This is a genomic window from Streptococcus sp. 17.1 (assembly GCF_016648655.1).
Taxonomy (GTDB): domain Bacteria; phylum Bacillota; class Bacilli; order Lactobacillales; family Streptococcaceae; genus Streptococcus; species Streptococcus salivarius_E.
The window spans coordinates 88290-112661 of the sequence record NZ_JACLQM010000002.1 but is presented as its reverse complement, the minus strand read 5'-3'; the positions used below and the strand labels follow the sequence as shown (position 1 = coordinate 112661).

The window sequence follows — 24372 nt, the reverse complement described above, 5'->3', positions numbered from 1 at the left end:
GTCCTAAAGCTCCTCTGAAGCATCTTCCCTAAAGAGACTCGTTTCTTGCTCTTCAAGTTCTAGTTGATCAATCGCCACAAGCTCGTCTAAACGGTTAATGCCCATATAGTCAAGGAAATAATCAGTAGTCGCATATAGGTTAGGACGACCGACAGCATCCTTTTTACCAGCCTCTTGAATAAGATCGAAGGCCTGAAGTTTAGCAATAGCACCACTAGAATTAACACCTCTAATGTCATCGACTTCAGCTCGAGTAATGGGCTGTTTATACGCAACTATAGAGAGGACCTCAAGACTCGCTCGTGATAAACTCTGGTTAATAGGCGTTTTAGAATAGTCACGAAGGAGACTTGCAAAATCTGGTTTAGTCACTAACTTATAGGTATTTGATGATTCCAATAAACACAGAGCTGAATCCTCATCTGTCTCGTACTTAGCTTGCAATTTCTCCAAAGACTGAGTCAGACCCGTCACTGGCATTTCCAAAAGCTGTGCCATGGTACGTAGACTAAGACCATCTTCACCAGCCACAAAAAGTAAAGCTTCTAATCGTGCTAAGTGACTACTCATTCGTCCATTCCTTTCTTAGTGTGATTGTCCCAAAAATTATTTCCTGTTGTACTGATATGCGATGGACCTTAATCAATTCAAGAGTTGCCAAAAAGAGGGTGATTACTTGATTCATATCTTTAGCATCTGTGAAAAGTTCATCCAGATATAGCTCATTTTTTGAGCCAAATGCTTCCTCAATAATCAGCATCATGTCTTCAATTTTATAATCGTCACGCGCAATGGTCGTGTGATTTCGACGAATTTCTTCTTGCTTTTCAGTCATGATTTTTGAAAAAGCCAAGAAAATGTCTTGAATGGTCTTATCCTGATTCAGCGTCACATCTTCATAAACTAATTCAACTTTTGGTTTTGAAAAATACTGAGCTCGCACTTCATGCTGCTTAGCCAACTCTTGACTAGCTGCTTTGAAGCGTGCATATTCTTCCAACTGACTCAAGAGCTCTAGTTCTGGATCATCTGCTTCTGGCTCAGCTTCCACCACTGTCGGCAGAAGCTTACGACTCTTAATCAGCATGAGCTGACTAGCCATAAGCATATATTCCCCAGCAACTTCAAGCTTCATGGCTTGCAAGGTTGCCAAATAAGCCAAGTATTGCTCAATAACCTCAACAATGGGGACATCGTAAATATCTACCTCATACTTAGAAACCAGATGGAGCAACAAATCCAGTGGCCCCTCAAAATCTTTTAACTTAATATCCATTAGATTTTATAGTATTTCTCCAAGGTCACTGGACTTTTTAGTCCCAGTAAACGAGCAAGTTCAAAGGCGCCCGTTCCCTTTTCAATTTGTCTAAGAATAAATTGCTGACGCAAGACTTGAGCAGTTACATTCGATAAGCCACAGCCACTAACATAAGTCTGGATTTGCTTATACAGCCATTGTCGAGTATAGACCTTACCCAAAAGCAATCCCTGACTGTTCACATCTTTAATAGCCAACAAATACTGTTTCAAATCTGCTTCAAGTCTAAGAACACGCTTAGTCGTTCCCTTGGCCACAGTTAAAACACCAAAATCCAAGTCGATATCGGACCAGTTCAACTCCAAAATCTCTGAAGGCAAGAGCCCCAACTCTAGAATCAGCAGACAGGCCAGTTTCCCAGCCCCTTCACGTCCCTCGTAAAGCGACGAAAGATCCAGTATCTGCAACTTATCCTCCTGAGAAGGTAGCGTTACCATCTCTGATAGTTTGAAAAATTTCGCTAATTCACCCTTTTGATAGAGATATAGTAAAAATTGATTGACCGCAGAGCGCTTACGTTTTTGTACGGATGGTTTCCATTCCTTGAGTTGGTTTTCATAGAGCTTTAAAGTGGTTTGATCAATTTGTCCTGAAATCAAAGTTGTAAACTGCTTAAGATCATAAGCATAAGCTTGCTTTGAACTCTCTGAAATGACCTTAGTAGACAGAAAATCAGTGATCTGAGTTGTCAGTTGTTTTTGGAATGATGATATAGTCATGTGTAAAGTCATGTAAGAGGCTATTAACCGCCTTTAGAATCGATTTTCGTGTGATAATTCCTTTGAAAATACCTTGGCTATCAACCACAGGAAGGAAAGGATTATCAACTAGCTTATGCATTACCTCGTTTAGATTAGCATTATCTTCCACTGTTTCCACGACATCTGATGTCATCGGCCCGATATCATGGTTAACCATCTCCCACTCTTGCAAGTTATGTTCATCTTGATAACGCTTAATATCTGTCAAAGATATGGTCCCAAGATAATGCTTATCCTTAGTCAAAACGGGAACGCGCGAATAACCGTTACTCGTCAAAAGCAAAACCACATGATTAGCGTTATGACTATCAATAAAAATAGCAACCTGATCTGATGGAATTAAATAATTATCTAAACGAGCCAACAAAAAATCTTCAAATTCTTTAGCAATCATCGTTCAAATTCCTGTGTAAGTTCTGAATAAAGTTCATGGTCACGTGTGTAATGTTCCACACGAATTTTTGCATCGTTTATAATCACCTTTGCATAAAGTTTCTCATGTATAGGCCCACGTGGCTGTAAAACAGAACCTGGATTGATAAACACTGTTTTACCATTTCGCCAAGCTGTTGCCGCATGCAAGTGGCCATAAAGACAAATATCAGCATCCTCTTGTTGCGCCCAAAGATCTAACTTGTCCCAGGTAAAATTAATGCCATAGAGATGACCATGTGTTTGTGCAATAATCACATCTCCAAGTTTAACGACCAAACGTTCTGGATAACCTGAATCATAATCACAGTTTCCTCGAACTACATAGATACCTTTCCAAACAGGATCACTTGATTCTAACTCCGAATCTCCGTTGTGGAAAATGGCATCCACCTTTCCTTGATAACGATTTTTTATATCTGCTACAATATCACGATCCCCATGGGAGTCGCTCATTACGATTATTGTTTGTTCTGCCATGCTGGGAAGACCTCCATAAGTTTCTTAACAGCTTGTCCACGGTGAGATTGTTCATTTTTCTCTTCTGCAGAAAGCTCTGCTGCTGTTTTACCCGTATTACCAACTAAAAAGAGAGGATCATAACCAAAACCATTGTCACCTTTAGGTTCTCGGCCAATATAACCCTTCCAGTCGGCATCAACAACCAAACTATCACGTCCAGGTGCTGCAACAACTAGGGTTGTATGGAAGTTCGCCGTACGTTTGCTATCATCAAGCACCATAGCGAGCTCGTGCAATAATTTAGCATTATTTTCAGCATCTGTGGCATCAGGGCCTGCAAAGCGCGCAGACCAAACACCTGGTAAGCCTCCAAGAACATCTACCTGCAAACCAGAGTCATCTGAAAGGACCATTTTACCAGTTAATTCAGAAATGGTCTCCGCCTTCAAGCGTGCATTTTCCTCAAAGGTCATACCTGTTTCAGCAACTTCAGGAAGGTCTGGATAATCATTAAGATTCTCTACCTTAATGCCTAGTTTTCCAAATAGTTTACGAAATTCCTTAGTTTTTCCTTCATTGCGTGTCGCAATCAATAGGATATCACCAAAATCTGATTTGTTATCAGAACCAAAGAAATCACTCAAGGTGACACCTTCTCTAGGCACATGAACATAGACAAGCTTATCTCCTTCACTAACTACCAAGGCCCCTTGATGTGGCGTAACAGCTAGGTCTCGACCAGTTTGCTCTTTCAAGCAATCCAAAATAAAGGATACCAAGCGAAGGTCTGAAGAATGTTTAGCAATATGTAACTGGAAACCACTAACAGCCAAAACGTTAGTCAAGGCTTGGAAAAGGTCAACAAATTGTTCATAGGCCTCATCACCACCAAAACAAGTCAAGTGATTGTAGCTTCCAAAACTAGCCAAATACCAGTCTTGTTCGTCTTTATATTCTAAAATTGATTTAGTCATTTTCTAACTCCTTGTCCAAATCGACATGTTGGACAGCAACTTCTTCACCCAGCCATTGTTCTGCGATTTCTTTAAAACCAAGCACACTAGCTGTGGTGTAATATTCTTCCGTCTTGTCTTCGACTTCACGGCTACGATTAATTTCAAAATAATTGAGCAAAACGGAAACATCACGAACTGTTTCAGCTCCGCTATCAATTAGCTTGACACTTGGCCCCATAACATTCTGGATGATAGGACGTAAAAGTGGGTAATGGGTGCAGCCCAAAACCAAGGTATCTACCTTGCCGACTAAAGGTGCCATGCTCTCATAAACAATCTTTTTAGCCACACTTGAGTTAATTTCATTGGATTCAACAATAGGGGCAAAGCGAGGACAAGATAAACTCAAGACATTCATTTGTGGTGCCAGATGCTTAATTTTTTGTTCATAGATGTTAGAGGCAATCGTCATAGGAGTCCCAATGACGCCAATATGACCCGATTGACTAGACTTAATGGCAGCACTAGAACCAGGCAAAACCACACCTAGCACTGGGATATCCAAGGCTCCTTTGATTTCCTCCCAAACTACTGCTGTTGCCGTATTACAAGCAATAACGATCATTTTTACATCTTTGGTCAGAAGAAATTTAACCAACTGCCAGGTATACTCTCTGATTTGTTCTGCTGGTCTAGGACCATACGGCGCCCTAGCAGAGTCACCAATATAAACAATAGACTCGTGAGGCAACTGACGTTTAAGTTCACGTACCACCGTCAGTCCTCCGACACCAGAATCTAAAAATCCTATAGGTCGATTATCCATCTTGCCTCCTTATCCCCTAGGTTACATGTAAAAAGCTGAGATTCACGTCCCAGCTCCCCACCATTATTTTTTCTTTTTATTGCTATCTGCAAGTGCTTGTTTTTGTTGTTTGATAATTTGGTTATATGTTTGACGCACTTTTGCTTCATTTGGCTTTTGACCCGCAGCCGACATCATGGTACGAACAGCGTCCACATTCAAACGAGGATTTTCAGCCAATTCTTTCTCCATTTGTTTGCGGGCAAAGTATGCGCCTCCATAAAAACCACCCAAAAGGGCTACAAAAACAAGAATAATCCAAAGGACGGTGTTCATAAATTTAATTCTCCTATAACGTTGATTTACCTTATATTATAGCAAAAATGGACCCTACTGACAAATAAGACGTTGGTTCTTAAAAACGTATAGAAAAAAAGTTTTTTCGTTTAAAATATCGATAAAATGAGAGTTTCAGTATTTTTCACTTACAACTGTAAAGGACTTGTAAGATTTCTAGAAAAAAAATAGGTTATTATATAAGTTGTGGAATTATTATTATGTTTATATAAAGGGGTTTATTTATGCTCAAGGAAGCAACTATTTCCGAACGAAAAATTGTCAACGCATTTATTGAACTCTTAGAAGAGAGTTCACTCGAACAAATCAGCATCACAGACATCATCAAGAAGGCAAATCTCAGCAGACCAACTTTCTACTACTACTATTCAAATAAAGAAGATTTGGTTGAAACAACCTTCTCAAAGATTTTAGATAAAGTTTCAAGTATTCTTCAGGAAGACATGACCTACCAAGAGGGTGTTGTTACTGAAATGCTAAGATATCTTAAGGAAAATCAAAAGCTCTGTCTCACCTTAATGACACACATTCCAAACATCAATGAGATGATTCGTGAATTCATTATCGAGACCATCCTTAACTCTGATATCGAAAATGTTACAGAGCTCATGGAACAAAGCTATCATATTCCTGCCAAATATTCATTGGAAATTTATGTTAGCACTATTGTTACCATTTTAACACTCTGGCTCAAAGAAGGCTGTGTCGAATCCCCTGAGGAGTTAGCCGATATCATTCTTGAAGCTGTAATCATTAAAGTAAAATAAGCTAGGGCCTTTAAGGCCTAGCTTATTTTTTGTTAAATGTCAAAATCAAAACCATCAAGAGTAGCAAAGTAATCATTCATCGTCTCTGCACGGCGGATCATACGAGCCGTTCCATCTTCTTGGTAGAGAATTTCTGCAGAACGAAGACGTCCATTATAGTTGTAGCCCATTGAGAAACCATGTGCACCTGTGTCGTGGATAACCAAGGTATCTCCAATACGAGCTTCTGGCAATTCACGGTTCTTAGCAAACTTATCATTATTTTCACAAAGAGAACCTGTCACATCAACTACTTGAGTGTCACCATCTGGATTAGTCATATTCGTGATGTGGTGGTAGGCATCGTACATAGCTGGACGAAGCAAGTTAACCGCAGAAGCATCTACACCAACGTAACGACGATAAGTGTCCTTAATATGAAGAACCTTAGTAACAACAAGGCCATGAGGTGCTGTCATGAAACGTCCAAGTTCAGTGTAAATACTAATGTGTCCAAGATCATTCGGAACAAGAATCTCATCAAATTTAGCATGAACCCCTTCACCGATAACAGCAATGTCATTTTGCTTATTAGCCGGTGTGTAGTCTACCCCAACACCACCTGATAAATTGATAAAGTCAAGACTAACTCCAAGTTCATTCTTGATTTCTACCGCCAATTCAAAGAGTTGAGCAGCCAAGGTTGGGTAATACTCATTCGTTACTGTATTTGACGCTAGGAAAGCATGCAAACCGAATGATTTCACTCCTTTTTCTTTAAGGTAGGCATAACCTTTGAAGAGTTGTTCCTTAGTCATCCCAAATTTTGATTCTTCAGGATGATCCATGATATCAGTACCAAGAGAGAAGACACCTCCTGGGTTAAAGCGCAAAGAAAGGGTTTCAGGAAGCCCTGCAGCCTCTTCCAAGAAAAAGATATCTTCGTAAGCATCAAGGTTAATTGTCGCATTAATATCACGCGCGTAAACAAACTCTTCTGCACGTGTATCATTAGATGTAAAGCTAATCGCGCTACTATCAAAACCAATTTTCTTACTCATGACAAGCTCTGTATCGGTCGCACAATCGACACCACACCCTTCTTCTTTCAAAATTTTGAGGATTGCTGGATTAGGTGTGGCCTTTACAGCAAAGAATTCTTTAAAACCTGGATTCCACGAAAAAGCTGCATTAACTGCACGTGCTGTTTCACGAATCCCTTTTTCATCGTAAAGATGGAAAGGTGTGGGAAATTCTGCAGTGATTTGTTCAAGTTTATCAGCTGTAATAAAAGGTGTTTTTGTCATTTTATTCTCCATTTTTTTACAATAGTAATCCTATTATAGCATAAGAAAAGGCTTGAAACCCAATTTTCTAATAATCTCAAGGCATATTTCATGATACAATAGACCTATAACCTAAATAAAATAACGGGGGATTATTTATGAAAAAATATCTTTACTCTGGGGCTCTTGCTCTAGCAGCCATCTTAACACTCTCAGCATGTGCCAAGCCAAAACTTGATGCCAAGCTTTCTGTTAACGATATTGTCTATATGTCAGGAAGCGACCTCAAGCTCAAGGATGACCAAACCCTAGTCGAAGTCTCATTCAAACTCGAGAATACTTCGGAAGATATGGAAAATGAGCTCAACACATCTGCTAAACAATTCTACCTCAAAGATAAAGATGGTAAAAAAGTCACAGCAAGCAAGATCGACAAAGGTGATCTCCCTACTCTCTTCAACAAAAATAAGAACGTAGAGGATGCTACAGATGACTTTGGAAAGCTTGAAGCTGACGACTACAAAACTGTCTCACTCTTTTTCGAAGTTAACAACGACGAAAGCTATAAACTCTATTTTGAATCAAAGGATGAGAAGACAGAAGGACAAACTGTTTCTACTAACCTAAAAGATTTCGATGGTAAAACAACTACCAATGTTAAAAAGGCTGTTGATGCTTATTTCAACGCAGTTCTTCTAGGTGGCGAAAGCAAAGACTACAGCAAATTTGTTTCTAACGACTTGGACAAAGCTAAGGGCGAACTTAACCAATATTTCTCAGATAGCCTTCAATACAGCTATGATGCAACTGATAACATCAAACCAACCGGTGATGAAGTTCCAAAAGTTTTTGGTTGGGTTCAAACAGCTAACCGTGAACGCGGCAGCTACACTGTTGACAACATTATCGTCGCTAAAGATAAGGCAGAATTCAATGTCAGCATGTCAACTATCAGTATGAAAGCTGCAGACGATGCCTATGGTGCTAATCACCCAAATCTCACAGACGAACTTAAAAACTACCTACAAAGCAATGGTGCTAACGCTGGAAATGTCGACCAACTGACAAGACAATTCTACATGGAAACTTACCTACCGAATTCAATCAAAGAAGTAAGTCCATCAGCACCAAAGACTGAAGGTACAAATATCTTTGATAATTACTCAGTCGAGCTTACTAAAAAAGACGACAAGTGGGCTTTCCCAGATAAAGATAGCTATGTGGGAAAATGGGATTACTATCCACTCTTCTACGCTTACACAGGTCAGCAAGGAACACTCACAAAAAACTATTAGACAGTAAAAAAATCAGCCATCTGGCTGATTTTTTTTACTAATTACGTCTAGCAAAGAGTCGCAAGATATTCAAGAATAAGTTAATGAAATCCAAGTAAAGACTAAGTGCCATAGAAACTGCCCATCCATCTGTGACCTGACCATTGGTACCATAATAAACCTTCTTAATCATCTGGTTATCGTAGGCAATTAAACCTGAGAAAATAAGAATTGATACAATACTAATCACAAAACTCATCATGCTACTTGCAAAGAAAAAATTAATCAAGCTAGCCACAATAATCCCAATCAAGGCTGCCATAAGGAACTTGGCCATGCCTGATAGATCTCGCTTAATGGTAACTCCGATAAGTGCCATGATAAAGAAAACAATGGCAGTGCTAAGGAAAGCTTGGAAAACAATGGCTTGCGTATATTGTACGATGATAAAGCTAAGTGTAAATCCATTCAGAGCAGAATAAACCAAAAATAAAGGTAGAGCCGCAGGTGTATTCCTTCTTGCAGCACCGCTAGCCAAAAAGACCAAACCAAACTCTAAAAAGAGTGCCGCCATGTAAACCCAAGAATAATTCATGAGAATATTGACAAAAAGATGCGAAAGAGGGAAGAGCATCAGATAAGAGATGACTGCTGAAAGTCCCACTCCCATACCGACAAGACCATAAATCTTTCCGAAAAAGCGGTTCAAACCCGCATCACTAGTTGTATAAATTGCATTTGATTCCATAGTTATCTCCTAAAAATAATGAATTATTGGTGGTGGCTTTGTAGAGTCTTGCGACGGAAAAACTTACGATTTTTGATTCGGTTTCGTAAGGGTGTCGCTGCTTCTTTAACCGCCCAATACTTATCCACCATAGTAACAATATAAGATTCCTTATACTTCGGCGGCGCAATCGTTGCTCCCCACATATGCTTGAGAATAATATCCTCTTCTTTTTTGTTCAGATTAACAAGCTTTCTGGCATTACGAACAGCAATACGTGGATGTACCCAAGCATGACTCTTGTTAAATTTAGTCACTCGCCAATCATAATAGAAAAAGTCATGTAAGAGACCACCTCGAGCTGTACTCTTGGCATCCCAGCCAAATTTTTTAGCAATCTTATAGCTGGTGTAACTAACATTAACCGAGTGTTCTAAACGTGTCGAATGATGGTGCTGTACAATCCCATCCAATTTTTGAAAACGTGGATGAGAAATCAAATGTCCCACAACTTCCATGAATTCTTTATCATCTTCTGGTCGTTTCATAATAATACCTCATTAATGTTTCTAATGCTTCTTCATTATACCACTAGTACTTAAAATTACTTTAAAAGTCAGTTGTTTTCTCCTAAAATCATCCTTGAGACCTAGAGACTAAACATGAGAATTCCTGCTGCAACAGCAACATTCAGACTCTCCGCCTGACCTGGCATGCTAATATGTACGAGTTGATCAGCAGACTCAGCCATTTCCTGACTAATTCCCTGACCCTCATTTCCCATTACTAGGGCAAAATTGCCATCTGTCTTAACTGCTTTATAGTCAACGGAAACATCGGAAAGAGTCGTTGCTAAGACGGGTATACCTTGTTTTCTGCAAGCCTCAACCATGTCAAGAATTGGTCCACGATAGATTGGAAGGTGGAAATGACTTCCCTGCATAGAACGCAAGGTCTTCTGATTATAAATATCAGCTGATTTATCCGACAAAAAGACTCCGTCATAACCTGCGGCATCTGCTGTTCGAATCATTGTTCCTACATTACCAGGGTCCTGAACATCCTCCAAGAGCAGATATTTCCCTGAGAGAGACTTTGGCAAGGCTTGAGATTGTTTAGCAACTTCTACCACAATCCCTTGAGGTGTCTGAGTTTCACAGAGTTCCTTAAGCACCTCTGGACTAACCAACTTGACCTTAGACATATTAGCCACACGATCAGCCATTTCCTCAAGTACGAAAACTTGAAGAATCTCGGCACCGCTTGCCTTTGCTTCCTCAAAAAGATGCCATCCTTCTAAAAGATAGCTAGTTTTACGGTGCTTACGCTGCAATAATTTTCTAGCAGACTTAATGCTAGCATTTTGCTTTGATTGAATGATTTCCATACACTCATTATAGCAGAAATCCCCTGATAAATCTTGGACTTGACCGACTTTATAGCAAGGATTATACTAAAAGAAAGAGCTTTCAAAAGGAGGTCATGGACCATGCAAAAAGTACGATTATTAGTCTCAGGAAGAGTCCAAGGTGTTGGTTTTCGTTATTCAACCTATGCTCTAGCACTAGATATTGGAGATATATGCGGTCGGGTTTGGAATAACGACGACGGTACTGTTGAAATTCTAGCTCAGTCAGATAACCCTTCTAAGTTAGCTAAATTTATTCAAGAAGTTCGAAAGGGACCTTCAAAATGGTCTAAAGTAACCTATGTCGATGTGACCATGGCTAACTTCCCTAATTACAGCGATTTTCGCATGGCTAATTAAGGTTGGAGCTCCGTTTTTAACTTGTTCTCTTCCTTAAAAAAAGGTAAAATAGACAGGTATAACTAAAAAACAAAAGGAATGATATTGTGAATAAAAATCAAAAACGTCTAGCCCTGATGGGGCTTGCTGCCAGCATGCTTCTCTTCCTATCAGGATGTGTGAGCCTTGATAAGTCTGGTAATCCTACTGGTTGGGTTTGGAACCTACTTGGTCGCCCTATGAGCCACGTCATCACCTACTTCGCACATAATTTAAATCTGGGATTTGGTCTTGGCATTATCTTCGTAACCATCATTGTTCGTTTGATTATCTTGCCACTTGGTCTTCACCAATCTCGTAGCGCAGCCTACCAAGCAGCAAAACGTGAATACCTTGCGCCTATCTTAGAACCAATTAACAAACGTTTGCGCAACGCTGAAACTCAAGAAGAAAAAATGGCTGCCCAGTCTGAACTCATGCAAGCTCAGCGTGAAAACGGTCTAAGCTTGATGGGCGGTGTCGGCTGTCTTCCTCTATTGATTCAGTTACCATTCTTCTCAGCACTCTACTATGCAGCACGTTACACTCCTGGTGTACTCAAGGATAACTTCCTCTGGTTTAACCTTGGTCACCGTGACTTCCCATTGATTATCATCATCGCAGCGCTTTACTACTTCCAATCTTGGTTGTCTATTCAACAAGTTCCTGAAGAACAACGTAAACAAATGGCAGCGACGATGTACAGTATGCCAATCATGATGATCTTCTTTGGTATTAGCTCACCTGCAGCCGTAATCCTCTACTGGTTCGTTGGTGGTATCTTCTCTATTATCCAACAGTTGATTACCAACTACATCATCAAACCTCGCTTAAAAGAAAAAGTTGCTGAAGAGTTCAAAAAGAACCCTCCAAAAGCACCTCGTACAACACCAAGCAAGCGTAAAGATGTGACACCAAAAAATACTCAAGCAATTGCGAGCAAACCAAAGAAAAACCGTAACGCCGGTAAGCAAAATCGTAAATAAGCTACAAAGCACTCTTGGAATTTTCCAAAAGTGCTTTTCTTATAGACTAATTCAGACTAACCTAATTCCTAATAGCGCCAATAACCAAAAAAGGAGTGCGACAGAACAACTGTTTTGTCTCACTCCCACTAGTTTCAAATATTGAACACCTTAATTCCAACAGTCACTTAGGCTGTTTTTTCTACACTAAGGATTTCCACAGAGTAGCTACCTGCTGGTGATTCGATAGCGACTTTGTCGCCAACTTTCTTACCAATCAAGGCTTGAGCAATCGGACTTTCATTTGAAATCTTACCTGAGAAGATATCAGCACCGGCTGCACCAACGATATGATAAGTATCTTTGTCGTTTGTACCAACTTCTTGAACAACAACAGTTTTACCAATTGCAACTTCGTCATTAGCAACAGCATCACTATCAACGATTTCCGCATAACGAATTTTTGTTTCAAGAATCTGAATTTGTCCTTCAACAAAGGCTTGCTCGTCTTTGGCTGCTTCATACTCAGAGTTTTCTGAAAGGTCACCATAAGAACGTGCAATCTTAATACGTTCTACAACTTCTGGACGACGGACGAGTTTGTACTCCTCCAATTCCGCTTCAAGTTGTTCTTTCTCTGCTTGTGTCATTACATATGTTTTTTCTGCCATTTTTTTCTCTTTTCTATTTTTTGAGCCGTTGGCTGCATCATCAAAATCACTATTCGTTTGCTTGGTTTTAATGAGCCAATCAGACTATTTATCTTTTAGTTTGCTGTTAATGTAAGTTTCAACGTTATGCTGATGCTCTTCATAGCTTTCAGCAAAATAGACATTACCAGTGGTTACATCTGCCACAAAGTACATGTACTTGGTAGATGATGGATTGATAACCGCTTCAATCGCAGACAGACTAGGACTATCCACAGGACCTGGCATCAACCCCTTATGAACATAATCATTATAAGGGGAGTCAATGTTTGTGTCAATAGTTGCATCTTCTTTCAAGGTCGTTTCCTGACCAAGTTTTCCAAGAGCATAAAGAACTGCGATATTACTTTGTAGAGCCATGTCTGAGTTTAGACGATTATAGAAGACGCTAGCAATATTTTTACGGTCGTCATCTGTAGCTCCTTCTTTTTCAACAAGAGAAGCTAGGGTCAAAATCTCATTAACATTGTGTCCACTAGATGAAATCGTCGCATAGTAAGGTGATAGGTAGGTGTCCATCGTTGACAACATTTCCTCTGCCAAAGACTCCACCGTCGTATCATCATGAATGTTATAAGTCGCTGGGAACAGATAACCCTCTAGGACATACTTAGCATCCGTAGAATTCGGAAGGTTTGCCAACAAGGTTGGATACTTCGCTTTCATCTTAGTAATGAAAGCATCATCCTTCATCAATTTCAAGAAATCTTTCGCCTTAAGTCCAGTTGATGATTTTTTGCCTTTTTTAGCTGAAGAATTAACTTCAACTGCCTTGGAAATTTGATCAATGGTATATCCTTCTTTGACTAAGACCGTACCAAGAGATGGCTCCTGAGGTTTATCACTTCCTTTTTTCTGAAGTGCCTCAATAATTTCATCCATGGTCATGCTAGCCTGAAGGTTGTAATAACCACTTTTCAGATTTGAGATGTTCTTAAACTTGGTATAGTAATTAAAGACCTTACCAGACTTAATAACACCAGCTGATTCCAAGAGTTGGCCAATATAACTGCTACCTGAATTTTCGGGAATTTCAACACTAACAAACTTAGTTGAATTAACATCTTTTGCGCCAACAGCATCACTAACATAACGATAACCAAAGAATGTCGCTACTGACAAGATAAGAAGCAAGAAGATAATAATATTTCTTGCAATTTTCCCAGCACGGCGGTTATTTTTATTGCGTTTGTGATTTCGGTTAGAACGTGAAATCGGCTCTTCGTCGACAATGTCAGCCTGTTTAACATCTTTTGGCGAAGACTTTTTCTTCTTCACTTTCTTACCTTTCTTTTTCTTAGGTTTTCCAGAGGGTTCTAGAGAAATACTCTCATCATCCTCATTACCATCAGCCACTATCTCTGATTGAACCTTTTCTTGCGACGCTTGGTCACTTGTTGCATGATGTTCCTGCAAGAATGCTTCTTTTTGACGTTCTGAGGTCAATTTGGCCTCCAATTCTTTAGGGTCTGTATAAATAGCTTCGTTAGACTTAGCTTCAATGAGCTCCTTGGCAACATCTGCAGGAATATACTCCTCTTCAGATGCTTCGTTAAGGCTAGTTTCCCAAACTGGACGTTTAAAACGGCGTTTCGACGTTTCAGTCTCCTGAGGTATATTTACCTTTTTCTCCTCCTCGATAGGTTCTTTAGAAATAGACGCTACATTTGAATGAGCATCAGACACTAAAGACTCAGCTTGAGAAACAGAAAACAAGCCAACACTATCTTGTTGAGAATCTTGAGCTGTCTCAGAAGTCATAGATTTAGCGAAAGCACTATGAGAAACAGAATGTGAACTAAAATCTTGGTTACTTACTTTATTGGACGCTGAGGTACTATGTGTTGTAGCGCTCTCAGCTGACGTTGAACGTGGTGTCTCGGGCATAGTTGCACTTTTATTATGCTCCTCCTCGCGAAGAGAACGGAGCCGTGTTGCTTCTTGTAAATCTCGAAGAATCTGATCTTTAAAGCTTAGGCTATCTTCAGCAGATTCCGAGTGTTCATTAAACTTGTCCGTCAAGGCATACCTCCTCTATAGTAACAAACGCCATTATATCTTAAAAAGTCAGTTAATGCAAATCAATTGGTCCTTTGTCACAGTAACGTAACACTGAATTCAATGGGTTTCTGGATTCTCCCAAACCATATTATACCAAGTGCTACCGCCATGATTTGATTCTGATTCTCCTTCATCAGTGAAGCCATTCATCTCATAATAGGCAATCAGGTAATCATGGCAAGTCAAACTAATACCTTGGCGTTTTTGGGCGATAGCTAGATCCTTAAGCGCTGCAATCAAGGCTGTACCAATCCCTTGCCCTTTAAAATCTTTGGAGATAGACAAACTAGTAACTGCAATAAAGCCTCCTTGACTAGCATTAGGAACCACCTTATGGAACAAGTCATCTGTAAGATAACGTTCCGCAATCACAGGCCCTTCAATGTAGCCAGCTACAACGCCATCAATTTCAGCAATTAGAAAGGTATCACAAATCGTCTTTAAACGCTCCGCAATAGCCTCTGGAGTTGCAGCCTCTTCAGGTGAAAAATTATCTTGTTCGATACGGACAACATCAGCCCAATCATCCTCTCGGGCATGTCGAATAAGCATACTAAATTCCTTTCTATTAAGAGAAAGAGCTGAGCGAAATCGCTACAGCCCTTAATATATTACATGTGTGTTTGCAAGCTTGCTAGGAGCTCTTCAAACGAGCGTTCGTAAAGTTGGATGTCCCCAGCTCCCATAAAGACATAAACAGCATTGTCATGGTCAAGGAGAGGTGAGACGTTTTCAACTGTAACCACTTTGGCCGGTTTATTGATCTTAGCAGCAAGATCTTCAACCTTAACATCACCATGGTCAACTTCACGCGCTGAACCATAAATTTGCGCCAAATAAACAGCATCTGCTTCGTTCAAAGCTTCAGCAAATTCATCAAGAAGAGCAATAGTACGTGTGAAGGTATGTGGTTGGAAAATAGCAACAATCTCTTTAGATGGGTACTTTTGGCGTGCTGCATCAAGCGTTGCAATAATTTCAGTTGGATGGTGAGCAAAGTCATCGATGACGACAGTACCACTGATAATTTTTTCTGTGAAACGACGTTTAACACCTGAGAAAGTTTTAAGGTGTTCTGCAACCAAATCCATGTCGAAACCAGCTACATAGAGGGTCCCAATAACCGCAGTTGCATTCAAGATATTGTGACGACCATAGGCTGGCACATGGAATTCTCCAAGAATTTGTCCATCGTGTTTTACCTTGAAATTAGACCCTGTCGTTGTACGAACAATGTCTGTTGCCATAAAATCATCATTTTCTTCGAAACCGTAGTAATAGATTGGCGCATTGGCTGTAATCTTACGAAGGTGTGGATCCTCACCGTAAACGAAGAGTCCTTTTTGCACTTGCTTAGCATAATCATCAAAGGCAGAGAACACATCATCGATACTTGTAAAGTAATCAGGATGGTCAAAGTCAATGTTAGTGATGATTGAGTATGCTGGGTGGTATGGCATGAAATGACGTTCATATTCATCAGACTCAAAGACAAAGTATTGTGCATTAGCAGAACCTCGACCAGTTCCGTCACCGATAAGGTATGACGTGTCTGTGATATTTTTCATAACATGTGACAAGAGACCTGTTGTAGAAGTCTTACCATGTGCACCTGCCACACCAAAGCTAGTGAATTGATCCATGAAGTGACCCAAGAACTCGTGATAGCGCTTAAAGCTGTAGCCATTTTTAATCGCATAAGCAACTTCAACGTTGTTGTCTTCACGAAAGGCATTTCCAGCAATCAATTCAACATCTTCTGTGATGTTTTTTTCATCGAAAGGAAGGATAGGAATACCTGCTTGCTCAAGACCACGTTGAGTGAAGTAATATTTTTCCACATCTGAACCTTGAACCTTGTGTCCCATTTGGTGGAGCATCAAAGCCAAAGCTGACATACCAGATCCTTTAATTCCAATAAAATGATAAGTTTTTGACATAGTTTCTCCTTACAATCGCACTGCGATTAGTTTGCGTCTTCTAAATGCGTCAAATTTAATTCTTGAGCAACTCGGTGTTCACGGTAAGTTTGACGTTCTGGGTAATTATAAACCTGGCTACGTTTCAAGAAGTCATAGCTATTTTTCTTGACGTTCTTACGAGATGGGTTACTAGGCTGTTGATAGGTTGGAGCCACTTCTGCCAAGATGTAAGAATCCTGTTGCAGACGATTTGCCAAGTGATGGATTTTTGAGTGTTTCCCGTTAGGTGCTAAAGTTCGCTTGATAGCACTTACAGGAGCTCCCAAGATAGATGCTGTCACTGGCCCTTTATCCGTTGTTACGGCAGCTGGCTCAACAGTAGCCTCAAAGCTTGGCTTAGCTTCTACCTTAGGCTTAGCAGTTAGTTGACGGCTATTAGTATGTTTGGTTTGTTGAACTTCTTGGCGGAGGAATTTTTGGCGTTTCTCACGGACATCGCGCTTAGCCTTTTCACGGGCTTCCTCTGCATAAGTCATGCCAGCTTCTTGTGTCTCCACTCGTTTTGAAGCCTGCTTACGATTGCTAGGCTTAGCTGACAAGAAATCATAGTTCGGCAACAAATCATTGTAGTCCTTATCTTGGTAAGGGCCACGGATATTTGTGATTAAATCTTCATTTTCATATAGGCGCATAGAGACCGGTTCTTGCAAGCAAGATTCCCCGTCTGGAATCAGCGGAAATTGTCGTCTTTGGCGATGCATAAAAGACTTCCTTTCGTTTTCGAGATGATGCGTATCTTAATATAAACAATCGGGAATGGGAAGATACGTCTTGCAGTATTCTATTATAGCCTAATTCAAAAGATTTGCCTAGTAGCATTTTTACGTATTAGTATTCCAATATCAAATATAACAAATTAAGATATTGCAATACCAAGAATTTCTTTAATATCCTCAACGGTCATGCTGGCACGGCTTTCATTGCCATCCAAGACAGTTGTCACCAGGTTCTTCTTGCCTTCTTGAAGCTCAAGAATTTTCTCTTCAATAGTTCCTCTTGTAATCAAACGGTAAACTTCGACATTTTGTTCCTGACCTATACGATGCGCACGACTAATAGCCTGCATTTCTACCGCTGGATTCCACCAAAGGTCAATCAGAATAACCGTATCAGCACCAGTTAGATTCAGTCCCACTCCTCCTGCTTTTAGAGAAATCAAAAAGGCATCTCGACTTCCTTGATTGAAGGCTCTGGTCATCTCTTGACGACTATCAGATGGCGTTGACCCTGTTAGCTTATAAGAGGAAATACCTAATTCTTGTAAGAGCCCCTCTGTAATATCTAACATCCCACGAAATTGTGAAAAGATAAGAACACGGTGGTCTGATTCCTTAATTTGACTAAGCAACTCTCTTAGGCTATCTAATTTTCCGCTATCTCCAGCATAGTCCATAAAAAGAGCTGGGGTATCACAGATTTGTCGTAAGCGGGTAATTCCTGACAAAATTTCCACCTTACGACGGTTGATTTCCTGATCACTTGCAGAAATTAAACCTTGCTGCATCTGTTGCAATTGCGCTAAATAGATAGCTTTTTGAGCATCTGACAATTCACTTTGGTGAGTGATTTCAATCAAATCTGGTAAATCAGGAAGGACCTCTTCTTTCCTACGTCTTAGAATAAAAGGAGAAATATACCTAGCCACTTCCTTTGGTGTTAACTTAAGGAAAGTTTTCTTAGCCGGTAAAAGTCCTGGTAGAATAATTTGGAAAATAGACCAAATCTCCAACAAATGATTTTCAATAGGCGTTCCAGATAGTGCTAAGCAATGTGGAACAGAAAAATCACGTAGATATTGGGCAATCTTTGTCTGTGTATTCTTCATGACCTGAGCCTCATCGAGAATGAGATAGTCATATTTACCAGCCTTGTAGGCATCAAAATCCTGACGGAAGGAAGCATAGCTTGTAATAATAATCTGGTGGTCTTCAGCAATGATGTCATCACGTCTTGGCTTGAGTCCATAAGAAACCGCTACATCTAACTGAGGAGCGAACTTTTTAAACTCATCCTGCCAATTGTAAATCAGGCTTGATGGTGACAAAACCAAGACTCGCTGCTCTTCTTCTAAATGTGCAGAGAGATAGGCAATGGTCTGCAAGGTTTTCCCCAACCCCATATCATCGGCCAAGATACCGCCAAAACCATAGTGATGCAACATAGATAGCCACTGAACACCCTTTTCCTGGTAGGGACGAAGGTCAGCTTCTACCTTATAAGTTGGCAAATCAAAGGTCTCTGGTTTACTCAAATGTTGCGTTAAGAGTTGGAAATCTTTTGAAAAACGAACAGAATCACTTTCTGAAAGAGCCTCCATTAATTGATAGGCAGTCAATTGATTTAGTTCTAGGTGACCTTGCCCTGAATATCGAGCTCTTAGAGTTTTGAGACTCTCACTAATACGATGCGTCGCTTCGTCAAAAACAATCAACTGACCACTACGATTGATAAAATAGGGCGAACTTTCCATCAAAGCTGCTAAAGCATGATCCACATCTTCATCGTCAAGACTTGAAAAATCAAAGGAAATATCTAATAAATTCCCCTGACGCTCTACCTGAACCTGCGGACTCTGTTCAACCCGTAAGTCACGCAACTCCTGCCCAATCAGAACCGTCCCTGTATTTTCAAATTCTGCTAGAGTATTCGTAAAGAAATCATAGAGCTCTTGACTGCTACTTAATCGTTTAGATGACTGAAAATCAGGGGTGAATTCATGCTTAGCCATCAAACGGAAAACAGCCTGCTCATGACGATAGTTACTCGTAAATCCTAAATGACTCAACTCTTGTCGATTATGGACTAGGAAACCATCAAAATCAAAGGCTAATGTAAGTATAACCTCACTGTCACCTTTCAGGTCAAAGTGAAATCTCGGTGTAAAATCCTTGATATTAAAGGCTTTAGGAGCTTTAACTGGTCCCATAGTCCTAAAATCAAAAAGACTAGCAGCCAAGATGGCTTGTTCATCAAGATTAAAGCTGACATGCTTATTCAAATCGCTTCCGATTGGAAGAGAGCGTAAACCAACCAAAAGTTTTTGTTGTTTTCGATTCAAACGATAAAAAACACCTTGATAAAAGAGAATACGATTATTAAAAAAGGCCTGACTATTCTTCTCAGCAACAGTCAATTCAATCATCTTAGGCTCAACAGAAATATCAAACGAGAAGAGATGGGCATCAGCAGTCAAATCCTCAACCAAAAGTCGGTGATATTCGGTTCCTTCCCATTCAAACCTAAAGCCATCCAAATCTTGCATCCGTCTCAAACCTTCCTCAAAAAAACCGTAGGGGAGACAAAGATGACGTGCATTATTCGGTAAAATAAAGTCTAAATTAGTCTTGGCTTCATCTGGAATCATCCGTCCTAAGAAGTCTAAAAATGCCTGTGAAGTCTGGTCAAATTGAATAAGTGATAGGGGTTCATAATAGTTCTTTCCTATCTGATAATAACCCTCAGTCTCTACAAGTTTGAGAAAGGCAGGAATATCTCGAATAACATAAGAACGTTCATCTGGTAAGCGACGTAAACGTATACTCCACCAAATCTCTGAACCAAAGGTAGATTCCTCTCCCTCTACCATCAAGCTATATCTAACAGTATCATCCTCATTTAGGGAAAGGCCTTCTAAAAATAAACCGCCAAAAGAGTGTCCTCGCTCTTGGCCCGGAGAGGACTCTTGTTCCTCTTCCAATTCTGCCAAGAGACGCTGGCCTTCTTTATCGTTTTTTAGATAATACTCAATCGCTGCCAAATGGGGACAATAGCCTTTTTGAGCGAAATAATCACAGTCACACGTGATTTCAGAATCATTGAGTGCATAAATTAAATGATGTTGGTCAACTGTTGTATCCAACTGAGTTTCTGAGACCTGATGAATGGTAATGAGATCCTTTGCAAAAAGTTCAATACCCTCATTACGGACTCTACCCGGCATCAATTTTGCCATAGTATTCACCCCTATCTTATCCCTCTATTATAGCACAAAATCCTTATAAACTAGGCCTTCACCAAGATAAAACAAAAAACACTCCCGAAGGAGTGTCGCAGATTATTATTCGTAATCAAGTTTATCTGAGTGACCTGAACCATTACCAACATAGTAACCTGTCTTACAGTTAATACTGAAGAGGTAAGTTCCATCTGGAAGGTACAAGTTGTAGTAACCATTACCATTGATGATGTTGACTGGCTCAAGGATGAAGTTATCTCCTGAGAAGTAACCACGTGAGTGTGATGTTTCGATAATCTTATCAAGAACACCATCAGCCCATGTCCAAGCTGGGTTACTTGTATCTGCTACTACGTTTGCATTATAAGGCACACGTGAGCGATTACGTTGAAGGATTGATGGGTTATAATTTGTGATTCCGCGTGTTACAACTGTTGAAGCTGCAGCTGTGCCACCAGTAGTTCCTCCAGTCGCACCAGTTGAGCCTGCTGAGTTAGCTGCTCCATTTTGCGCTCCAGAAGTATTTGATGCGGCCGCACCACCGCCATTAGAAGCTGCTCCAGATGCGTTATCACCTGAAGGTGCAGCAGGACTAGCAGTATTAACACTTTCAGAAGCTGTCGCTGCAGATGTTGCGCTCGCAGCCTTAGCTTTTTCTTCAAGCTGAGTCTTACCACCCTTAATAGCTTCTTGGATAGTGCTGTCGAGACTCGCATTTCCAGTTGTTGTTACACTTTCTGGAAGATTATTAAAGTTAGCATCTGATTTAACAGCAATAGAGGCATTATAGCTACCATCTACAAGAGCATCTGACTCAAACTGACTGTTAATCTTTTGTACAGCTTCAATTTGTTTCTTCAAGTTATCATATTTTTTCTTAGCTGCATCATAATACTTGGTTTTCTCCAATTTCTTGAGCAGTTTTTCCAAATCTGATAACTTACCAAATTGATCATTAGCGAGTTTTGTTTGCTCGTCATCTGTGAAGAAATTCTTATACATTTCTTCAAAGGCCTTATTATCAGCAGCTGACGTATCCTTACTTGATGATGATGTCACTGCTGAAGAAGCTGTGCTTGTTGTTTTCGCCGATTGGCTATGTGTTCCTTTATAAAGAGCATAGCTACCACCGATAATAGCTAAAGCAAGAACTGCTAGAGCACCGATAACAACACCTTTACGACGGTAAACTGGAATGTCACCATCAAAGTCACTCTTATGCGATGGTGAAATAGACTCTGAAGAGATTCTGTCTTCTGCAGATGGGCGATTAACTGCCATAGACACTTTTGGTGTTGTCTTTTCTTCATCAGCTTTTGCTCCAGTTACCCCTGCCACTGTTGATGCAATAGCTGCCAAATCAATAGTGTCTGAAATAGCAGCATCATCCAACAAAGGTTTTGAAGCTTGTGGCTCAGTATCGTCAATATTGGCAACAGCAGGATTTTGTGGTTCTGGATCATCAATGTTAGCAATCAAAGGATTGTTATCATCAACATTATCGACCAATGCATCGTTATAGGCTGGCTGATTAGTTGAAGTAGATGAATCAGCGAGTGCATCACCAAGGTCAAATTTTTCTGTTTCTGACGTGATGAAACGATCAGCATTTGTTGACGTAATGATAACTTCAGAACTTTGACTTTCTGGTTCTGCGATAACCTCAGGTTCAACAGGGGCATTTGGCAACTGCTTGTCAATATGAGATTGAGTTTCATCAGCCTCGTTATCTGTAGCACCAAAACCAAATGTGACCGGTGTTACTTCTTCAGTAGCTGTTGTTGAGTTGATTGACTCATTAGCCATTGATTGACCTATCAAACCTGAATCCGCAAACTCCTGACGTTGCTTTTGAATAAAAGCATCCAAAGGTGATGTGTCGCCGTCAGCTTCAATTTTCTTTGAAAATTTTTGTGAGGCAACTTCTTCGCGGTGTTGCTTGATATACTTATCCAAAATGCTATCTGTTTCTGTTACACCAGCATTAATCTCAGCTTCTTTTCGGACAGCCTCACCGACCGTCATTTCCTTGGCATCTTGAAAATCTAGCTCTTGGCTACCTTCATAGCCATTTTGTGTTTTATCTTCTGACACGTTTAATTTACCTTTCTAGCCTCAGAACGGCGAACACGCTCTCCAAAATATTGATATAAATCAACACGGAGGGTCCCGTTATAAAGCTTACGTTTTTTATCGGCTTTCATACCGTATTTGCTTTCAAATTGTTCATCGCTGGTCAAGATAAACTTGCTCCAAGTTTTAAGTGGCGCAAAAGTTTGACCCATTTCATTATACAAGATATCCACAGCCTTGTCATCCAACAAACGCTCACCATAAGGAGGGTTTGAAATAATGACACCATTGATTTTATCTGTTTTCAGGTCCTGTAAACGCATTTGTTTCAATTTAATAACATCTTCAAGACCTGCCTCACGAGCATTGGCTTTTGCAATTTCAACCATACGGCCATCAATATCACAACCCATAATATCTAATTCAATATCGTAGTTTGCCTTGCTATCTGCCTCATCACGTACCGACTGTACTAAATCCTTATCCACCCAATTCCATGCTTCAAAAGCAAAATCACGATTAAATCCTGGTGCAATGTTCATGCCAATCATTGCAGCCTCAATACAGAAGGTCCCTGAACCACAAGTCGGGTCAATCAATGGTTTATCCGGATACCAATTACTAAGTTCAAGGATAGCAGCCGCCATATTTTCTTTAATCGGTGCTCCACCTTTATCAGTACGGTAGCCACGCTTAAAGAGACTAGCACCTGTGGTATCAATCAAAACCGTAGCCTTATCCTTCAAAATAGAGACTTCAATCTTTAATTCCGCTCCTGTTTCTTGAAGAGGCACTCCTTCTGGACGGTGGAAATACTTCTGCAATTTCTTAACGACAGCTTTTTTGGAAATCGCCTGAACAGATGGCTCATTATGAAGCTTTGATTTCACACATTTAGCTTTAGAAATTGGGAACTTTGCACCTAGCGGAAGATAATTTTCCCAGTCTAAGGCAAAAACTCCCTGAAAGAGTTCCTCAAAAGTACGTGCTTGAAATTCACCAACTACAATCTTGATACGGTCTGCTGCTCTCAACCAAAGGTTGGTTTCAGCAATTGCACGAACACCGCCTTGGAAACGCACCTTACCATTTTCAACCTGAGTGTCATAACCTAACTCACGCAATTCACGTCCAACCACAGCTTCAAGACCTGCTGCTGCAGTTGCTACTAATGTAAATGTTTCTTTCATTGTCATCCTTTTATCTCATTGTTAAGAGTACAAACTTTTTTAACTGATGGCTTATTTTTTCACTCTTTTCTTTAGAAGATATAGTTGTAAAAGAGAGAATTCCTGCTAAAAGAAGGCTGAGACATGTGTCCCAGCCTCACCTATATGCAATTTTCTATAAGCCATGTTTTGTTCCAGAAGTGACTAGGTACCACTTCCTTCGATAATCATCTGTCTACTGCAAAGCAGTCAGGATGGTCCGTTCGTTTCCAGCCATCCCATGCCCCTACCAAAGTTTGGGTTGCTAGCTTGAGGGGTTTACCGCGTTCCACTTTTTAGGTTTCCCTAAAAACTCCGTCACTGTGGCACTTTCAGAGCTACTAAAACCTATCCGAAGACTTAGCCAGTTCACTCGCCGTAACTTGAAAATCAAGTCCCTAGGCTTATTAATTCACCTAGCACAAACACTACTGGCATCACAGCCAGTGCTAGCATGGACTTTCCTCATGGAAGACAAGCAACCATGCGATTATCCAAAAATTGCACA

General features: G+C 40.3%; 24 protein-coding genes and 1 other RNA gene. 4 read left to right on the top strand and 21 right to left on the bottom strand.

Annotated features, from left to right (window positions below; genetic code table 11):
• Window positions 1-3: 3 nt before the first annotated feature.
• The 8 genes from scpB to H7T99_RS02250 all read right to left on the bottom strand — a co-directional run bounded on the left by scpB (window position 4) and on the right by H7T99_RS02250 (window position 5070).
• The gene (gene scpB, locus H7T99_RS02285) at window positions 4-570 is read right to left on the bottom strand and encodes an SMC-Scp complex subunit ScpB (protein WP_037600262.1); all 567 of its coding nucleotides are present in this window, start codon (window positions 568-570) and stop codon (window positions 4-6) included.
• Window positions 563-1276 carry a segregation/condensation protein A gene (locus H7T99_RS02280; RefSeq protein WP_002886532.1) on the bottom strand — a complete coding sequence of 238 codons (714 nt, stop codon included), beginning with the start codon at window positions 1274-1276 and terminating at the stop codon, window positions 563-565. Before H7T99_RS02280 ends, scpB begins: the two co-directional genes overlap by 8 nt.
• A complete protein-coding gene (gene xerD / locus H7T99_RS02275) occupies window positions 1276-2037 on the bottom strand; it encodes a site-specific tyrosine recombinase XerD (protein WP_179969298.1) in 762 nt (253 codons plus the stop codon). Before xerD ends, H7T99_RS02280 begins: the two co-directional genes overlap by 1 nt.
• A complete protein-coding gene (cbpB, locus tag H7T99_RS02270) occupies window positions 1991-2473 on the bottom strand; it encodes a cyclic-di-AMP-binding protein CbpB (RefSeq protein ID WP_037600258.1) in 483 nt (160 codons plus the stop codon). The genes xerD and cbpB overlap by 47 nt, the downstream gene beginning before the upstream one ends.
• Window positions 2470-2991: a metallophosphoesterase gene (locus H7T99_RS02265; protein WP_037600256.1), complete on the bottom strand. Its 522-nt coding sequence runs from the start codon at window positions 2989-2991 to the stop codon at window positions 2470-2472. The genes cbpB and H7T99_RS02265 overlap by 4 nt, the downstream gene beginning before the upstream one ends.
• A complete protein-coding gene (locus tag H7T99_RS02260; protein ID WP_037598970.1) occupies window positions 2973-3947 on the bottom strand; it encodes a nucleoside-triphosphate diphosphatase in 975 nt (324 codons plus the stop codon). Before H7T99_RS02260 ends, H7T99_RS02265 begins: the two co-directional genes overlap by 19 nt.
• Window positions 3940-4755: a glutamate racemase gene (racE, locus tag H7T99_RS02255; RefSeq protein ID WP_037598968.1), complete on the bottom strand. Its 816-nt coding sequence runs from the start codon at window positions 4753-4755 to the stop codon at window positions 3940-3942. Before racE ends, H7T99_RS02260 begins: the two co-directional genes overlap by 8 nt.
• A gap of 63 nt (window positions 4756-4818) precedes the next feature.
• Window positions 4819-5070 (bottom strand): YneF family protein, encoded by a 252-nt coding sequence (locus H7T99_RS02250; RefSeq protein ID WP_037600250.1) that lies wholly within the window; start codon window positions 5068-5070, stop codon window positions 4819-4821.
• A gap of 245 nt (window positions 5071-5315) precedes the next feature.
• Here H7T99_RS02250 and H7T99_RS02245 point away from each other — a divergent pair, with 245 nt between their 5' ends.
• Window positions 5316-5858, top strand: a complete 543-nt coding sequence (locus H7T99_RS02245) for a TetR/AcrR family transcriptional regulator (RefSeq protein WP_037598967.1) — start codon at window positions 5316-5318, stop codon at window positions 5856-5858.
• A 32-nt stretch (window positions 5859-5890) separates the two neighbouring features.
• Here H7T99_RS02245 and H7T99_RS02240 read toward each other — a convergent pair whose 3' ends face one another.
• Window positions 5891-7144, bottom strand: a complete 1254-nt coding sequence (locus H7T99_RS02240; protein WP_037598966.1) for a diaminopimelate decarboxylase — start codon at window positions 7142-7144, stop codon at window positions 5891-5893.
• A gap of 137 nt (window positions 7145-7281) precedes the next feature.
• On the opposite strand from H7T99_RS02240, the gene H7T99_RS02235 reads away from it, so the two are divergent.
• Window positions 7282-8418 carry a DUF5105 domain-containing protein gene (locus H7T99_RS02235; protein WP_051411988.1) on the top strand — a complete coding sequence of 379 codons (1137 nt, stop codon included), beginning with the start codon at window positions 7282-7284 and terminating at the stop codon, window positions 8416-8418.
• Window positions 8419-8455: 37 nt separating this feature from the next.
• Here H7T99_RS02235 and H7T99_RS02230 read toward each other — a convergent pair whose 3' ends face one another.
• From H7T99_RS02230 to H7T99_RS02220, 3 genes are all read right to left on the bottom strand, one after another.
• Window positions 8456-9145 carry a Bax inhibitor-1/YccA family protein gene (locus H7T99_RS02230; protein WP_037598964.1) on the bottom strand — a complete coding sequence of 230 codons (690 nt, stop codon included), beginning with the start codon at window positions 9143-9145 and terminating at the stop codon, window positions 8456-8458.
• A 23-nt stretch (window positions 9146-9168) separates the two neighbouring features.
• A complete protein-coding gene (locus H7T99_RS02225) occupies window positions 9169-9672 on the bottom strand; it encodes an HD domain-containing protein (protein ID WP_002883682.1) in 504 nt (167 codons plus the stop codon).
• 101 nt (window positions 9673-9773) lie between these two features.
• On the bottom strand, window positions 9774-10511 hold the full coding sequence (locus tag H7T99_RS02220; RefSeq protein WP_037598963.1) for a TrmH family RNA methyltransferase: 738 nt from the start codon (window positions 10509-10511) through the stop codon (window positions 9774-9776).
• A 102-nt stretch (window positions 10512-10613) separates the two neighbouring features.
• On the opposite strand from H7T99_RS02220, the gene H7T99_RS02215 reads away from it, so the two are divergent.
• Together H7T99_RS02215 and yidC are read left to right on the top strand one after the other, a co-directional pair.
• Complete coding sequence (locus H7T99_RS02215) at window positions 10614-10892, top strand: acylphosphatase (protein WP_037597401.1); 279 nt, start codon at window positions 10614-10616, stop codon at window positions 10890-10892.
• A gap of 86 nt (window positions 10893-10978) precedes the next feature.
• Window positions 10979-11896 carry a membrane protein insertase YidC gene (gene yidC / locus H7T99_RS02210; RefSeq protein WP_037600247.1) on the top strand — a complete coding sequence of 306 codons (918 nt, stop codon included), beginning with the start codon at window positions 10979-10981 and terminating at the stop codon, window positions 11894-11896.
• Window positions 11897-12063: 167 nt separating this feature from the next.
• Here yidC and greA read toward each other — a convergent pair whose 3' ends face one another.
• From greA to rnpB, 9 genes are all read right to left on the bottom strand, one after another.
• Window positions 12064-12546: a transcription elongation factor GreA gene (gene greA, locus H7T99_RS02205; RefSeq protein WP_002883697.1), complete on the bottom strand. Its 483-nt coding sequence runs from the start codon at window positions 12544-12546 to the stop codon at window positions 12064-12066.
• An 84-nt stretch (window positions 12547-12630) separates the two neighbouring features.
• A complete protein-coding gene (gene mltG, locus H7T99_RS02200; protein ID WP_037600244.1) occupies window positions 12631-14607 on the bottom strand; it encodes an endolytic transglycosylase MltG in 1977 nt (658 codons plus the stop codon).
• Between the two features lie 96 nt (window positions 14608-14703).
• Window positions 14704-15198, bottom strand: coding sequence for a GNAT family N-acetyltransferase (locus H7T99_RS02195; protein ID WP_002886517.1), 495 nt, complete (start codon window positions 15196-15198; stop codon window positions 14704-14706).
• A gap of 59 nt (window positions 15199-15257) precedes the next feature.
• Complete coding sequence (gene murC, locus H7T99_RS02190) at window positions 15258-16586, bottom strand: UDP-N-acetylmuramate--L-alanine ligase (protein ID WP_002889872.1); 1329 nt, start codon at window positions 16584-16586, stop codon at window positions 15258-15260.
• A 26-nt stretch (window positions 16587-16612) separates the two neighbouring features.
• Window positions 16613-17329 (bottom strand): hypothetical protein, encoded by a 717-nt coding sequence (locus H7T99_RS02185; protein WP_002886515.1) that lies wholly within the window; start codon window positions 17327-17329, stop codon window positions 16613-16615.
• Between the two features lie 155 nt (window positions 17330-17484).
• Window positions 17485-20580, bottom strand: coding sequence for a DEAD/DEAH box helicase (locus tag H7T99_RS02180; protein WP_037600238.1), 3096 nt, complete (start codon window positions 20578-20580; stop codon window positions 17485-17487).
• A gap of 105 nt (window positions 20581-20685) precedes the next feature.
• The gene (locus tag H7T99_RS02175) at window positions 20686-22677 is read right to left on the bottom strand and encodes a cell division site-positioning protein MapZ family protein (protein ID WP_037600235.1); all 1992 of its coding nucleotides are present in this window, start codon (window positions 22675-22677) and stop codon (window positions 20686-20688) included.
• Between the two features lie 2 nt (window positions 22678-22679).
• Window positions 22680-23846 (bottom strand): THUMP domain-containing class I SAM-dependent RNA methyltransferase, encoded by a 1167-nt coding sequence (locus tag H7T99_RS02170; protein ID WP_037600413.1) that lies wholly within the window; start codon window positions 23844-23846, stop codon window positions 22680-22682.
• Between the two features lie 152 nt (window positions 23847-23998).
• Window positions 23999-24366, bottom strand: an RNA gene (rnpB, locus tag H7T99_RS02165) — RNase P RNA component class B.
• Between the last annotated feature and the right edge of the window lie 6 nt (window positions 24367-24372).